Here is a 14,393-nt window from a genome sequence, read left to right on the forward strand (position 1 = left end):
CACGCCAGAACGGAGGCATTCCATGCTCGATTTCACTGACCGCGCAGCCCTCCCGGATGCACCGCGCGAATTTGGTTTCTGGTCGGACGGATGCTGGCGCAAAGGCGGCGCCATGTTCGAGCGCCGGTCGCCGGGCCACGGCGTGCCGGTGACGCTTACGCCCAGATGCACGGTGGACGACCTCAATGCCGCCGTCGCCGCGGCGCGCCGCGCATTCGAGGATCGCCGGTGGGCCGGACTGCCAGGGGCCGACCGGGCCGGCGTGCTGCTGAGGACGGCCGACATTCTGCGCCGCCGTCGTGATGAAATCGCCTATTGGGAAGTCCTCGAGAACGGCAAGCCGATCTCCCAGGCGCGCGGCGAGATCGATCACTGCATCGCCTGTTTCGAGGTCGGCGCGGGCGCCGCAAGGCTGTTGCACGGCGACAGTTTCAACAGTCTCGGCGACGGCCTTTTCGGCATGGTGCTGCGCGAGCCAGTCGGCGTGGTCGGGCTCATCACACCATGGAACTTCCCGTTCCTGATCCTTTGCGAACGCGTTCCGTTCATCCTCGCCAGCGGCTGCACCATGGTCGTCAAACCTTCCGAGGTCACGTCCGCGACGACACTTTTGCTTGGCGAAATCCTTTCCAAAGCCGGCGCGCCGGACGGCGTCTATAACGTCGTTACCGGATCGGGCCGGACGATTGGTCAGGCTTTGAGCGAGCATCCCGATGTCGACATGCTGTCTTTTACCGGATCGACATCCGTCGGACGCTCATGCGTCCATGCGGCAGCCGACTCGAACTTCAAGAAGCTCGGCCTGGAGCTGGGCGGCAAGAATCCGATCATCGTCTTTGCGGACAGCGACCTCGAGGATGCGGCGGACGGCGCGGCTTTCGGCATAAGCTTCAACACGGGCCAGTGCTGCGTGTCGTCGAGCCGCGTCATCGTGGAGCGCTCGGTCGCTCGCGAGTTTGAGGAAATCCTTGCCGCCAAGATGGCCAAGATAGTCGTTGGCGATCCGCTGCAGACGAAGACGCAGGTCGGAGCCATCACCACCGATGCGCAGAATTCAACCATCCTGAGCTATATCGACAAGGGCAAGGCCGAAGGGGCGACGCTTGTCGCCGGCGGGCAGGCCCTGGATCTTGGCGGCGGCCAGTATATCGCGCCAACGTTGTTTTCAGGGGTCACACCCGGGATGTCGATTGCTCGCGACGAAATCTTCGGGCCCGTCCTGTCGTCCTTCCATTTCGACACGGTCGAGCAGGCCATCAGTCTCGCGAACGATACGGTGTATGGCCTGGCTGCCAGCGTGTGGACAAAGAACATAGACAAGGCGCTGGTGGTGACGCGGCGCGTGCGCGCCGGTCGGTTCTGGGTGAACACGATGATGGCCGGAGGGCCGGAGATGCCGCTCGGCGGGTTCAAGCAGTCCGGATGGGGAAGAGAGGCCGGAATGTACGGCGTGGAGGAATACACACAGGTGAAGTCCGTCCACATCGAGATCGGCAAGCGTGCGCACTGGATCAAGTGATGACGACAGGTTTCGACTATGTGATCGTCGGCGCAGGCTCTTCGGGTTGCGTGCTTGCTGCGCGCCTGTCCGAGAATCCGGCTGTAAGGGTCTGTATCATCGAGGCCGGCGGCAAGGACAGCCATCCCTACATCCATATGCCGGTCGGCTTCGCCAAGATGACCACGGGACCGCTCACCTGGGGGCTGGTGACGGCGCCGCAGAAGCACGCCGACAACCGCGAAATTCTTTATGCCCAGGCGAAGGTTCTCGGCGGCGGTTCGTCCATCAATGCCGAGGTCTATACCCGCGGGCACGAGACCGATTACGACCGCTGGGCGAACGAGGAAGGCGCGGACGGCTGGGCGTTCAAGGACGTCCGGAAATATTTCCTCCGTTCCGAGGGCAACAGCATACTCTCCGGCAAGCTGCACGGCACCAACGGACCGCTCGGCGTATCGAACATACCAGATCCGAACGTCGTCTCGCGCGCATTCGTCCAGAGCTGCCAGGAATACGGGCTGCCCTATAATCCGGACTTCAACGGCGCGAAGCAGGAAGGCGCCGGCATCTACCAGATCACAACGCGCAACAACCGCCGCTGCTCGGCTGCCGTGGGCTACCTCAAGCCTGCCCTGACACGCCCGAACCTGACGCTGATCACAGGAGCCCTGGTCCATCGCATCGTCTTCAAGGGCCGCCGGGCCGTTGGCGTCGAATGCTCGGTCGGCGGCTCACTGAAGGTCATAAACGCCGACAGCGAAGTGCTGGTCACCTCCGGGGCGATAGGCACGCCGAAGCTGATGATGCTGTCAGGCGTCGGCCCTGCCGATCACCTTCGTCACCATGGCATCGAAGCGATCCAGGATCTTCCGGGTGTCGGGCAAAACCTTCAGGATCATTTTGGCATCGACATCGTGGCCCAGCTGAAAGGCCACGATTCACTCGACAAATACAACAAGACGCACTGGATGCTGTGGGCCGGTATCCAGTACACGCTGTTCAGGACCGGGCCGATAACGTCGAACGTGGTCGAGGGCGGCGCCTTCTGGCATTCCTCGGGGAACCATGCGGGAGCGGTTCCCGATCTGCAGTTCCACTTCCTGGCGGGAGCCGGCGCGGAAGCGGGCGTGCCGTCGGTTCCGAAAGGATCGTCCGGCATCACATTGAACAGCTATACGCTGCGCCCGAAATCGCGCGGAAGCGTGACGCTCCGCTCGCCGGATCCACGCGACAATCCAATCGTCGACCCCAATTTCCTCGCGGAGCCCGACGACCTGAGAATATCGGTCGAAGGCATCAAGATCAGCCGGGAGATCTTCAATCAGCAGTCGCTGCGCAAATTCATCAAGGAGCTCCGTTTCCCTGACACAAGCGTGCGCTCGCAGTCAGACCATGAAGCCTATGCGCGACGCTACGGCCGGACCTCGTATCACCCGACTTGCACGTGTAAGATGGGGAAGGATGCGATGTCCGTGGTCGACCCTCTCCTGCGAGTGCGCGGGTTGGATGGCATCCGCATCTGCGATAGCTCGGCAATGCCGTCCTTGGTCGGCTCAAACACCAATGCAGCGACAATCATGATCGGCGAGCATGCGTCGGACCTGATCCGAAGCAACCGCTAGCATTTGCCAGTCGCTTCGGATCTGCTCGCTCTCCCTGTTCGCGCGCTCAGGTGTCGAAATCCGGGGCATAAGGGATCAGCCGCTTCCCAACAACGCGGAAACCGACGGCATTCATGGCGTCGATGCGGCCCATGTCGATGCTCGACAAGGTGAAGTCCATCACGTCGAAATTCGAGCGGATGTTGCCTGGCTTGGTGGACATCGTGTTGATCGGCAAACCCTTCTGCAGGATCCAGCGCAACGCGACCTGGGCGGCCGACTTGCCGTATGTGGCGCCGATATCGGCGAAAAGCGGATGCTTGAAAACCTCGCCGCGCGCGACCGAGCAGTAGGACGATAGAGGGATGCCCGTCTCACTCGCGGCCGCCAGCAGTTTGCGCTGGTCAAGAAGCGGATGGAATTCCACCTGATTTGTTACGAGCGGCACGCCGGTGATCTGCCTCGCCTGCCGCATCATCGCCGCTGTGTAGTTCGAAATTCCGATGGTGCTGGTGAAACCCCGTTCCTGCGCCTCCTGAAGCAGTTCAAGCGAGAGCTTGATGTCGCCTCCTGGCGTCGGCCAGTGAAGAAGCAGAATGTCGACACGATCCAACTTCAGATCCCGCAAGGACTGTTCGACGGATGACATGAACCGCTCTTGCGAGAAGTTCTCCACGGTGACTTTTGTCGTGATGCAGAGCTCGTCCCGAGCTATGCCGCTCTCGGCCAAGGCCAGGCCTGTATCGGCTTCATTGCCGTAAGCCTGGGCCGTGTCGAAGGCGCGGTATCCCGTGTCGATTGCCGCCGCGATCGCGTTGCGCAGCGCATCGCCCTTGAGGGGGAAGGTCCCGAACACTCTCTGGTTCGCCTTCTGGAACATGATATTCATCGAAATCCCTCCCACTCATTGTGGTCAGCCCGGAGCTTGCCTTGAAAGCCGCAGGCGGTTATACCAACGATATAACTGTTTAGTTACTTATTCAAGCTTTGTGGAGAGGAAACGTGAGCAAGGTCAGGTCCGCAGCGGAGGCCGTCACCCAGATTCGCGACGGAGCGGTGGTAGCCGTCAATTCGTCGTCCGGTCTGCTGTGTCCGGACGCCGTGCTTGAAGCGCTCGGCAAACGTTTCACAGTCGAAGGGGCACCCCGTAACATCACCACCATCCATCCGATCGCCGCGGGCGACATGTTCGGCACCAAGGGCGTCGACCACATCGCCTTGCCGGGATTGATCAGCCGCATCATCGGCGGCTCATATCCATCGGGGCCTACCAATGCCGAGCCGCCGCTGATCTGGCAGCGCATTCTCGCTGGCGACGTGGCGGCCTGGAATTTCCCCTCAGGCGTCGTGTTCGACATGCTGCGCGAGGGCGCGGCGCACCGACCGGGTGTGTTGACCAAGGTAGGCATGGACACCTTTGTCGATCCGGCACTCGAAGGCGGGGCCATGAACGACGCGGCACGGAAGTCACCGATCGTGCAGCGCGTGGAGTTCAACGGCGAGACATGGCTCCACTTCCCACCCCTCAAGCCGGACGTGGCGATCATCCGGGCGACGACGGCGGACGAGAAGGGAAACCTTACCTTCGAGCAGGAAGGGGCAACCCTCGGTGCGATGGAGATGGCGCTTGCGGCGCGCAATTGCGGCGGCATCGTCATCGCCCAGGTCAAGCGCGTCGCGGCTCAAGGCACGCTGCGGCCGCATGAGGTGCGGGTCCCCGGAATCCTGGTGGACTTCATTGTCGAAGCTCCGGATCAACTGCAGACCACGGGAACCGCATACGATCCAGCCATATCGGGCGAACTGTTCCGGCCCCTGCGCACATTCCGTACGCCTGAATACAATGTCTCCAAGGTCATCGCACGCCGGGTCGCGCAGGAGCTTCGAGCGGGCTGGGCCGTCAACATCGGCTTCGGCATCTCCGCCAACGTGCCTCGCATCCTGATCGAGGAGGGCCTGCACGGCGCCGTCACCTGGGTGATAGAACAAGGTCCGGTGGGCGGCGTGCCGCTGCTCGATTTCAAATTCGGCTGCGCCTCCAACGCAGAGGCCTTCGTCGCTTCCCCGCACCTTTTCACATACTTCCAGGCCGGCAGCTTTGACTGTTCCCTGCTGTCGTTCCTCGAAATCGGATCCGACGGGTCCGTGAATGTCTCGCGGCTTTCGTCGGCGCCGCACCGCACCGCCGGCGCCGGAGGCTTCGTGGACATCACCTCGCGGGCGCGTAAGATCGTGTTCTCGGGCAATTTCAATGCAGGCGCGAAGATGCGGCTGGAAAACGGAAATCTGGTCATCGACAAGGAAGGCAAGGTCGCCAAGATCGTGCCGAAGGTGGATCAGGTCAGCTTTTCGGGGGCGCGCGCCCGCAGCCAGGGCCAGGACGTCACCTATGTGACCGAAAGATGCGTCATCCGGCTGGCGGCCGACGGCTTGGTCGTCACCGAAATAGCGCCGGGGCTCGACCTCGAACGTGACGTCCTGCAGCAGGCAGCCACACCGCTCTCGGTCTCCCCCCAACTGAAGGTGATGGACGAGGCACTGTTTCTTGACCAGCCGATAGGGCTGCGGTTGTGAGCGACCCTCGTCTCGACCTGAGCATTGACGGACCCGTCGCACGGTTGACCATCCGCAGGCCTGAAAAGCTGAACGCGCTTGACGCGGCGATGGTCGATGCGCTCGTCCCGCTGTGCAGGTCGGTGGAGCGTTCCGCAGCCAAGGTTCTGATCCTGATCGGCGAAGGCGACAAGTCATTCTGCGCGGGCGGCGATGTCGCCGCCTGGAGCGCCCTCGGTCCAGCGGAGTTCGCACGCCACTGGATCCGCGACGGCCACGCCGGCTTCGACGCTGTCGCCAGGCTTTCGCAGCCGGTCATTGCTGTCCTGAACGGACACTGCCTCGGCGGAGGCCTGGAGCTGGCGTCCTGCGCCGACTATCGGATTGCGGAAGGCCACGCCCGTATCGGTCTGCCCGAGACCAGCCTCGGAATCATACCCGGCTGGTCAGGAACCCAGCGCGCGGCCCGCCGTTTCGGCCCGCAGCTTATCCGGCGCATGTCGATCTTCGGTGAAGTCTATTCCGCCGACGAGGCGTTGAGACTGTCGCTTGTCGACAAGGTCGTCGACAAGGGGCGCGGCCTGGCAGCGGCCGAGGACCTTGCCGCGGTCGTTGCAGGCAGGTCCGCTACCGCGGTCGAACTGACCAAGATGCTCATCAATGCCGTTGAAGGCGAGGAGCGCGAGCGCGTGCTGGACGCCCTTGCCGGGCGTATCGCCGCCGGCAGCGAGGATCTTCGACAGGGCCTGGCGGCCTTCCGACAGAAGAGCCAGCGGCCGAAAGACTAAAGCGCGTCGCGCTGAAGCGGATTCAGGCGACGCGCTTTAAGGCTTTATTTTCATGCATGTCGTTATCGCAAAACCGCTGCACACTTTTGCGCGACATGCATTAATCTCGGGACCGATCTGAGCGCGGCAGAAGGCTGTTTCGCAGGCGGCGGCTGACCACGCAACAGTCCCCTTGCCCAGGGCGGGGTTGCGAGCGCTGTCGAACCTTCGTCTTCAACAAACGGAGCAGAAGCGCTCCACGCATGCGTCCAGGACGTCCCCGGGATCACGCTTCCACCAGTCTCGCGCCGAGAACACCTCCACCTCGCACGGCCCGTCATAGCCAGCCGCTTCCACCGCCGTGCGGATCGCCTTCAGGTCGGCCACGCCGTCTCCCATCATGCCGCGGTCGAGCAGCACGTCGCGGGTCTGCGCCAGCCAATCGCAAAGGTGATAGCCGAAAATGCGCCTCGGCCCGACCCGCAGCAATTCGTCGGCCAGCGTACGATCCCACCAGACGTGGTAGACGTCGACCGCAACGCCCACATTGGGTGCATCGACGGCGACGCAAAGGTCGACCGCGTCGCGCATCGTCACCAGGCAGGATCGGTCGCCGCCATAAACCGGATGCAGCGGCTCGATGGCGAGGCGAATGTTTCTGACAGCCGCGTAGGGCGCCGCTTCGGCAACACGATCCGCAACCAGCTTGAGGCTTTCGCCGATGCCTTTTGTTCCCGGCTCTACCCCGCCGGCGACGATGGTCAGAACAGGCGCGCCGAGGCCGGCAGCCATATCGATCGCAGCCCGGAAGTCATCCATTACCGCCTCGCGGTCGGGCAGCGCCAGGGGCCCGGTGAGATATGGCGCGCGGCACAGCCCGACCACCCTCAGACCGGCGGCGCGAACCTGTTCACCTATCTGAATGGCGCGATCGCCGAGTTCGCGGCGCCAGAAGACGATGCCGCCGAAACCGCGTTCGGCGCATGCATCGAGCACACGCTCGATCGACCAGCCCGCACCGTACCCGTCGAGGTTGTGGCCAAGCGTTGCCGTATTCAGCGCCAATGCGGAATGATCCTTCGCAAAATCGCGCATGGCGCCGATCAGAGACCGTAAAGGGCAAGCAGCTTGCGCATGCGCCCAGCTGCGAGCTCGGGATCTCCAAGAAGACCGCATCCGTCAGCCAGCTTGAACACCTCCACGAAATAGGGCAGCGGCCGAATCGACTGAGCGCCTCCGAGCATGATGAAATGGTCCTGGAAGCCGTTCAGCCAGGCAAGGAAAACGACCCCGGTCTTGTAGTATTGCGTGGGCGCGCGGAAAATCAGCCGCGCGAGCGGTACGGTCGGATCCAGCGTGGCGTGGAACCCTTGGGTATCGCCCAGACCGAGCCGGTCGATGGCGTAGGCGGCGGCCGGCGCCAAAGGATCGAAGATACCAAGAAGGGCATGCGAGAACCCCTTCTCGTCGCCCGCGATCAGTTCCGGATAATTGAAGTCGTCACCGGTATACATCTTAACGCCGGCAGGCAGACGGCGGCGCATCGCGATTTCCTTCTCCTTGTCGAGAAGCGAGATCTTGATGCCGTCGATCCTAGCGATGTTGTCCCCGATGATCGCCAACACCGTCTCGAGCGCATTCTCGAAGCGGTCAGCCCCCCAATAGCCCTTGAGGGCCGGATCGAACATCTCTCCCAGCCAGTGCAGGATCACCGGGCGGTCACAGCGCGCAAGCACGTCGCGATACACCGATATGTAGTCGTCCGGCGAACGCGCCACGGCCGCCAGCGCCCGGCTGGCCATGACTATCAACCTGCCGCCGACCTTCTGTATGACCTCGATCTGTTCGAAATAGGCTCGGCGGACATCGTCGAGCGAGCGTGCATCGGCCGGTCCGAGCTGATCGGTGCCGGCGCCGTTGAAGACGAGCGCGTCCGGCAGTTCCTCCTTGGTCCTGCGGATGAGCTGCAAAGCCGAAGGCCAGTCGAGACCCATCCCGCGTTGCGCGGTGTCCATTGCTTCGGCGATGCCGAGGCCGAGCCCGTCGAGGTGGCGCCTGAATGCCATCGTGGCCTTCCAGTCGATGGCGGCGGGGCCGCCGGGATCGCTCACGCTGAAAGGATCCGCCACAACATGGGCCGCCGACAGCACGGTGCGTGGCGCATCGGGAGGCAACCGCGTGGCCGGAATCGCTTTGCCCTGCAGCCGATAATCGGAAAGTCTGCCTGTGGTGTCCGGCAGTTGGATGATCATGGCGTTCTCCCTGGCGCTGCGCAGTCAGAACCGCGGCACCAACATACCCGCATCGACGGCAATGACATGGCCGGTCGTATATGGCAGCTCGCCAGTGGCGAGCGTCGCCATGACGCGGCCGACATCTTCCGGCTTGCCGAGGCGGCGGATCAATGTCAGTCCCTCCTCGTCGATGCGGCGTCGGTAGGTTTCGCTGACCGCCCTGGTCATCGCCGTCTCGATCAGACCAGGCCTGATGTCGTAGACGGCGATGTTCTCGCGGCCAAGGCGGACCGCAAAGACCTGGCTGACCATGGCAGATCCCGCCTTCGATACACAATATTCGGCCCGGGGCTCGGCCACCGCCGTGGCATTGGAAGAGGAGACGTTGATCAGGCTGTAGAAGCGGCCGTCATCGCGCCTGCGGGCGACCAGCCGCCTGGCCCAGCGTTGCGACAGGAAGAACTGCGCCTTCGTGTTGATTGCCTGACAGCGGTCATAGCTCTCTTCCGTCACGTCGAGCGGGTCGCCACGCGAGATGACCGACACGCCGGCATTGTTGATCAGCGTCGACAGCGGCCCGATGGCGGCCTCGACGGCGTCAAGCATGCTTTCGTGCGCACTCAGATTGGCGACATCGCCCGCGATGCGCGCGACCGGAACACCGAGCGCGGCGACCGCGGCTTCGGCGGATTTCAATTCCTCGTCGTCGGCCGGGCCGTTGAGGGCCACGCCGAATCCGCGCCGTGCGAGCTCCAATGCCGCCGCAAGCCCGATGCCGCGGCTCGATCCCGTGACGAAAGCCGCATGACGCGATCCGGCACTCACGCCCGGGCTCCATGCTTGAGGAGCTCGCGGGCGATGATCATGCGCTGGATCTGGTTGGTGCCTTCATAGATCTGCGTGATCTTGGCGTCCCGATAGAGGCGCTCGACCTCGAAGCCGCGTATGTAGCCGGAACCGCCGAAGACCTGCACGGCATCGGCGGTGCGCGCCACGGCTATGTCTCCCGCGAAACATTTGGCGATCGAGCAGGCCTTGGTTGCATTTTCCCCCGCATCGATCTTCTCGGCGGCGCTGCGCACAAGCAGACGAGCCGCCTCGATGTCCTTTGCCATGTCGGCAAGCAGCCATTGCACGCCCTGGAAGTCGGCAATCGGCTTGCCGAACTGACGCCGTTGCTGGGCATAGTCGACCGCGGCCTCGAGCCCGGCCTGCGCAATGCCGACGGCCAGCGAGGCTATGCCCACACGCCCCTTGTCGAGCACGCTCATCATCATGTGGAAGCCGCGGCCTTCTTCTCCCAGCAGCGCTTCAGGACCCAGAACGACGTCGTTGAAATTGAGCGCGCCGACCTGGCTGGCCCGCTGACCCATCTTATGTTCCTTCGGCCCGCGCTCTATTCCGTTGGCATGCAGATCGACGATGAAGATCGACATGCCGCGATGGCCCGCATGCTTGTCGGTGCGCGCCAGCACGAAACCGACGTCCGCGACCGGTGCATTGTGGATCCAGATCTTGCCGCCGTTCAGTCGCCACCCGTCCCCGTCGCGCCTTGCGGTGGTGCGTATCCCGGAAACATCGGTGCCGGCTTCAGGCTCGGTGATGCAGTAGGCAGCCTTCTTCTCGGCGCGCATCGCAGGCCCCAGCCACTGCTGCCGCTGCGCCTCGGTGCCATGCTGAACAAGCAAGGTGCTGATCAGCTCGACGAGGCCGCATTGATCGGCGACGGACGCATAGCCGCGCGACAGTTCCTCCATCACCAGCGCATAGGTAAGCGTGTCGAAGCCGGGGCCGCCCATGGCCTCCGGGACGCCTATCCCGAAGAGACCGAGCTCACCCATCTGCTCATATATCTCGCCGGGAAAGCGCTCATCCCGATCGAGCGCCTCGGCAACCGGACGAATGACATCCTCGGCAAATTGGCGCGCCATCTCGCGCACCTGCTGCTGCGTTTCGCTCAGCGGCACGGTCGACCTCCGTATGTAACTATCTAGTTACTACTATGCCGGAATCGCCGCCGACGTCAAGCGGCGGACTTTTGCATCGCGAGGCGTTGCCGCTATCAAGTGCTTGCGGCGCCGCGTGAACTTAAATATAAATAACCAGATGGTTACTATTTGAGGATGTCATGAAGCCGTCTGGCAAGCGTGTATTCGGCCGGTCCGGGCTCGAGGTTACGGCCTTCGCATTCGGAACTGCTCCGATCGGAAATTTCCTTCAGCCCATAGAGGAGCAGACCGCGGATGCCATGATCCAGACCGCATGGGATGCGGGCGTGCGCTTCTATGACACCGCGCCGATGTACGGCCACGGCCTCTCGGAACTGCGAACCGGGCATTCGCTTCGGTGGAAGAAGCGCGACGAGTTCGTCCTCGCCAGCAAGGTGGGCCGGATGCTGAAACCGGCAAAGCGCTCGCAGATCGACTTCGCGCCGTGGTCGAACGCCGCGCCGAACACCATGAATTTCGACTACTCCTACGACGGCACCATGCGGTCGTTCGAAGATTCGCTGCAGCGCTTGGCCCTCGAACACATCGACATGCTTTTTATCCACGACATCGATCGGTTCACCCGCGGGGACGAGCAGCCGGAGGTCTTCCGGCAGGCGATGGATGGCTGCTGGAAGGCGCTGGAGAAGCTGCGTTCGGAAGGCCTTGTGAAGGCGATCGGCGTTGGCGTTAACGAATGGGAGGTCTGCCACGAAGCTCTGAAGCAGCGCGACTTCGACTGCTTCCTGCTGGCAGGTCGCTATACGCTTCTCGAACAGCAGGCCCTGGACGCTTTTCTTCCACTTTGCGTCGAACGTGGCGCGGCGGTGCTCGTCGGCGGGGGATTCAATTCCGGCATCCTGGCCACGGGTGCCGTTCCCGGCGCCAAGTACAACTACTCACCAGCGCCAAGCCACATCGTTGAAAAAGTCGCGAAAATCGAAGAGGTCTGCCGCGCACACGGCGTGCCGCTGCCGGCCGCCGCCTTGCAGTTCGTGGTAGCGCATCCGGCCATCCCCTCCTTCTGCGCTGGCACCCGCACCGTCCAGCAACTCGAGCAGAATCTCTCCTGGTTCAGCTACTCTATCCCGGGCGATTTCTGGAAGGACCTGAAGAAGAAGGGACTGTTGCGAGAGGATGCTCCGGTGCCGGCATGAGTGTCGAGCCCAAGGGAAAATCGCTCACAGGCTTCGGGTTGAGCTACGAAGACGTGGAGACCGGCGACCATTTCGAAACGCCTTCCCGAGAAGTAACGGCAACTGTCATCGAGGCATTCGCGGAAATGACCGGTGACCGGTTCGAAATCCATATGAGCGACGAGGCGGCGCGGCGGCATGGCTTCCCGGCCCGTGTAGCTCATGGCTTGCTCGTGCTGTCTCTTGTCGATGGACTGAAGAACAATGCCGTCGCCCGGTTCAGGGCGGTAGCGTCGCTCGGCTGGACGTGGCGGTTTTCAGGCCCGGTGTTCGCCGGCGACACCATCAAAGCGGAGGTAACGGTCGCGGACAAGCGGACAACGCGCAATCCGGCCCGCGCAGTCCTTCGCCTGCGTTTCGTCGTTCGCAATCAGTGGGGTGGGATCATGCAGGAAGGCGAGAACCAGCTGATGATCTATCGGCGAGACATGGCTTGAGGATCCCGCTTCTGCCTCCTCAAAGGATGCAGGCATGCTGTCTGCTTATCGAGCGTGCGCTCGATCGCGTTGCCGAGATTATTGTAGCGCATCAACCCAAGGTGAGCGGTCGGAGCCGCCGCTATACAGTGACATGGTCATGCGATGTCGGCTCTCCTCGCTTCCCTGCTTCTTTCCGCCGCGCCGCCGGGAGCCAAAGGACGTAGCTGGACATCCCGCAGCAGAAGGATGGCCGCAGATACTCCTTCCGAAGGAACCTGTGTATGGCAGGCCCGGCGGTAAGCATTAAAGCTTAGCCAGGGCGGATGCCCGGAGACTTCGCCACCATGTAAACTCTATTCTCACTCGGATCGGCCGTCTGGGCGCTAGGCGCGAAAAGATGCTTGCCAAAAGTCGCGAGGAACTGGCTGACGAGACCGGGCGCGTTGGTTTTGCCGGTGATCACAGGTTGCTGCCAAAGTTGGCCATCTCTTCGGGCGCGCAGGCCGGTGCTGATAGACGAAGACGGCGATTTGCTTGGCGTTCCAACGCAAGAAGGGGAAACGGTATGGCCAGGCAGATTATGCGTGAGACGTTGGGAGCCAAGGAGGTCCGGCAGCTCAAAGAAGTTTACGACCGCGCTCGGGCCGTCCAAGCCAGGTACGCAGAATCCCACCTTGCAGGCAGGGCAGCAAAAACGCTGATCGATGCCTTCGAAGCCCCCGCCCATCCCGACGATACGGCTCTCGATCCTCAATGGCTGAGCAAGGCCGCCCCCAAGGGGAACGCCTGAAGACCAAAACGTTATCATGCATTCGAAGACAGCGGCTGGGGCGGCTCAGTAGCTGGCCTGCCGACCTCACATTTTCGAGGCTCGGCGGGCAAATTCCCAATTGCAACTTTCTGCAAACGGCCAAATGCGCGTTTGGACGCGAAATGCGCAAGCCAGGCGGATGTAAATGCCGCCTCGCCTGAAGGCCGCACTATCGCCGGCGAAGACATCGGCCTTCGATTTCTCCACCGTGGGCGGCTGATACGGAACTTCGAAGTCGCAGCGGCGTTGCAGACGTCGGAGAAGAGTTCTTTTCCGTCGGGCATTGCAACCATACCCAGCTCACTGTGAAGTCGCTCACATCTGGCTTTCAAGAATTATCTATTGTAGGTTGTGGTAGAGTTGGAGAAACTGGGGATCTCCATGCAGACGCTGTCGCAATTCATAGGCCCACGTCCGGTTGGGGGGACATGGTCGAAGACTGAGTGGGCCAACAACGATTTTCTCGGTGTTGCCGCCAGAGCCTACAAACCCCATTCGATCGTATGTCGCCAGGATGACGACGACGATACGATATTCATTGTAAAGTCAGGCTGGACCCTGCTCTACCGCGGGTTGCCGGACGGAGAACGGCAGATCATCGACACTCCCCTTTGGGGAGACATTGTCGGCTTCCGCTCCGTGGACGGGCCCCGGTTCGCTTCGCTAGCCTCCATAACGGATGTGACCGTTTATCCAATACCAAGGAAGGCCCTGGTCGAGGGAATCTTGTCCGAAGCTAGCTTCGGCAGCAGGATTGCCCACTCCCTGGCACGGATGAACGCCATTCTAGCCGAGCACCTGGTGAATGTTGGGCGGCGCAACGCAATGAGCCGGACCGCCCATTTCCTGCTCGAATTGGAGGAAAGGCTCTCCAACGTTGGCCTGTCGGCCCACGGGAAGTATGACTGCCCTCTCACTCAGAATGAGCTGGCGGACATCCTCGGAATGACCCCCGTTCACGTGAACCGGACATTGAGGGAGCTCCGCAGTGCCGGTCTCGTCTCATTCAAGGCTGGCCATGTCGAGATTCTTAACCGCAAGAACCTCGTAAAATCGGCCGGATTTGAGAAAGAGTACCTCAGCTAGATCTTCTGGCGGATCCAGCGTGCTCCCGCGATTGCCTCCTCGGTTCAAGCAGCAGGCACAACGGCGTGCCTGGGAACCAGCGGCGCAGCGTCTTCAAGGCCTGGTCGGCTTCGCTTATTTGGAATTTTACTAAAAATTAACCTAGGTTAGCGACCGCTAATAATCTCACCCTAGAGTAACGTTAGCAGTTCTTCGCTGGGTAGGCGGGAACTGCTGTGTGGTCAGAATGAAGCGATC

The 14,393-nt window shown here is 62.1% G+C and carries 13 protein-coding genes; 8 read left to right on the top strand and 5 right to left on the bottom strand.

All coding sequences use genetic code 11. The features are described from left to right. Window positions 1-22 precede the first annotated feature (22 nt). Window positions 23-1,519, top strand: a complete 1,497-nt coding sequence (locus tag FJ430_RS29715; protein WP_140709029.1) for an aldehyde dehydrogenase family protein — start codon at window positions 23-25, stop codon at window positions 1,517-1,519. After that, complete coding sequence (locus tag FJ430_RS29720; protein ID WP_140709026.1) at window positions 1,519-3,123, top strand: GMC family oxidoreductase; 1,605 nt, start codon at window positions 1,519-1,521, stop codon at window positions 3,121-3,123. The genes FJ430_RS29715 and FJ430_RS29720 overlap by 1 nt, the downstream gene beginning before the upstream one ends. 46 nt (window positions 3,124-3,169) lie before the next feature. Here FJ430_RS29720 and FJ430_RS29725 read toward each other — a convergent pair whose 3' ends face one another. After that, on the bottom strand, window positions 3,170-3,991 hold the full coding sequence (locus tag FJ430_RS29725; RefSeq protein ID WP_140709025.1) for an aldo/keto reductase: 822 nt from the start codon (window positions 3,989-3,991) through the stop codon (window positions 3,170-3,172). A 113-nt stretch (window positions 3,992-4,104) separates the two neighbouring features. On the opposite strand from FJ430_RS29725, the gene FJ430_RS29730 reads away from it, so the two are divergent. Then, window positions 4,105-5,676: an acyl CoA:acetate/3-ketoacid CoA transferase gene (locus tag FJ430_RS29730; protein WP_140709023.1), complete on the top strand. Its 1,572-nt coding sequence runs from the start codon at window positions 4,105-4,107 to the stop codon at window positions 5,674-5,676. After that, on the top strand, window positions 5,673-6,443 hold the full coding sequence (locus tag FJ430_RS29735) for an enoyl-CoA hydratase/isomerase family protein (protein WP_140709021.1): 771 nt from the start codon (window positions 5,673-5,675) through the stop codon (window positions 6,441-6,443). Before FJ430_RS29730 ends, FJ430_RS29735 begins: the two co-directional genes overlap by 4 nt. 213 nt (window positions 6,444-6,656) lie before the next feature. On the opposite strand, the gene FJ430_RS29740 is transcribed toward FJ430_RS29735, so the two are convergent. Genes FJ430_RS29740 through FJ430_RS29755 form a run of 4 tightly spaced genes read right to left on the bottom strand, consistent with a single transcriptional unit; the run spans window position 6,657 to window position 10,623 of the window. Next, window positions 6,657-7,517, bottom strand: coding sequence for a sugar phosphate isomerase/epimerase family protein (locus FJ430_RS29740; RefSeq protein WP_140709019.1), 861 nt, complete (start codon window positions 7,515-7,517; stop codon window positions 6,657-6,659). An 8-nt stretch (window positions 7,518-7,525) separates the two neighbouring features. Further along, window positions 7,526-8,674 carry a dihydrodipicolinate synthase family protein gene (locus tag FJ430_RS29745; RefSeq protein ID WP_140709017.1) on the bottom strand — a complete coding sequence of 383 codons (1,149 nt, stop codon included), beginning with the start codon at window positions 8,672-8,674 and terminating at the stop codon, window positions 7,526-7,528. Window positions 8,675-8,698: 24 nt separating this feature from the next. Then, complete coding sequence (locus FJ430_RS29750) at window positions 8,699-9,481, bottom strand: 3-ketoacyl-ACP reductase (RefSeq protein ID WP_140709015.1); 783 nt, start codon at window positions 9,479-9,481, stop codon at window positions 8,699-8,701. Beyond that, window positions 9,478-10,623 carry an acyl-CoA dehydrogenase family protein gene (locus FJ430_RS29755; protein ID WP_140643787.1) on the bottom strand — a complete coding sequence of 382 codons (1,146 nt, stop codon included), beginning with the start codon at window positions 10,621-10,623 and terminating at the stop codon, window positions 9,478-9,480. Before FJ430_RS29755 ends, FJ430_RS29750 begins: the two co-directional genes overlap by 4 nt. 161 nt (window positions 10,624-10,784) lie before the next feature. Here FJ430_RS29755 and FJ430_RS29760 point away from each other — a divergent pair, with 161 nt between their 5' ends. From FJ430_RS29760 to FJ430_RS29775, 4 genes are all read left to right on the top strand, one after another. Next, a complete protein-coding gene (locus tag FJ430_RS29760; RefSeq protein ID WP_140709013.1) occupies window positions 10,785-11,801 on the top strand; it encodes an aldo/keto reductase in 1,017 nt (338 codons plus the stop codon). Beyond that, entirely contained in the window at window positions 11,798-12,277 is a 480-nt protein-coding gene (locus FJ430_RS29765) for a MaoC family dehydratase (protein ID WP_140709011.1), read from the top strand. Before FJ430_RS29760 ends, FJ430_RS29765 begins: the two co-directional genes overlap by 4 nt. Window positions 12,278-12,656: 379 nt before the next feature. Next, window positions 12,657-13,049 (top strand): hypothetical protein, encoded by a 393-nt coding sequence (locus tag FJ430_RS29770; RefSeq protein WP_140709009.1) that lies wholly within the window; start codon window positions 12,657-12,659, stop codon window positions 13,047-13,049. A 402-nt stretch (window positions 13,050-13,451) separates the two neighbouring features. Next, the gene (locus FJ430_RS29775; protein WP_140643778.1) at window positions 13,452-14,156 is read left to right on the top strand and encodes a Crp/Fnr family transcriptional regulator; all 705 of its coding nucleotides are present in this window, start codon (window positions 13,452-13,454) and stop codon (window positions 14,154-14,156) included. Window positions 14,157-14,393 lie beyond the last annotated feature (237 nt).

The organism is Mesorhizobium sp. B2-8-5 (genome assembly GCF_006440675.2).
Lineage (GTDB): Bacteria > Pseudomonadota > Alphaproteobacteria > Rhizobiales > Rhizobiaceae > Mesorhizobium.

Excerpts from the sequence above, each read along its gene's own strand:
- FJ430_RS29715 (WP_140709029.1), top strand. The coding sequence starts at position 23 with ATGCTCGATTTCACTGACCGCGCAGCCCTCCCGGATGCACCGCGCGAA.
- FJ430_RS29720 (WP_140709026.1), top strand. The coding sequence starts at position 1,519 with ATGACGACAGGTTTCGACTATGTGATCGTCGGCGCAGGCTCTTCGGGT.
- FJ430_RS29725 (WP_140709025.1), bottom strand. The coding sequence starts at position 3,991 with ATGAATATCATGTTCCAGAAGGCGAACCAGAGAGTGTTCGGGACCTTC.
- FJ430_RS29740 (WP_140709019.1), bottom strand. The coding sequence starts at position 7,517 with ATGCGCGATTTTGCGAAGGATCATTCCGCATTGGCGCTGAATACGGCA.
- FJ430_RS29745 (WP_140709017.1), bottom strand. The coding sequence starts at position 8,674 with ATGATCATCCAACTGCCGGACACCACAGGCAGACTTTCCGATTATCGG.
- FJ430_RS29760 (WP_140709013.1), top strand. The coding sequence starts at position 10,785 with ATGAAGCCGTCTGGCAAGCGTGTATTCGGCCGGTCCGGGCTCGAGGTT.
- FJ430_RS29765 (WP_140709011.1), top strand. The coding sequence starts at position 11,798 with ATGAGTGTCGAGCCCAAGGGAAAATCGCTCACAGGCTTCGGGTTGAGC.
- FJ430_RS29770 (WP_140709009.1), top strand. The coding sequence starts at position 12,657 with ATGCTTGCCAAAAGTCGCGAGGAACTGGCTGACGAGACCGGGCGCGTT.
- FJ430_RS29775 (WP_140643778.1), top strand. The coding sequence starts at position 13,452 with ATGCAGACGCTGTCGCAATTCATAGGCCCACGTCCGGTTGGGGGGACA.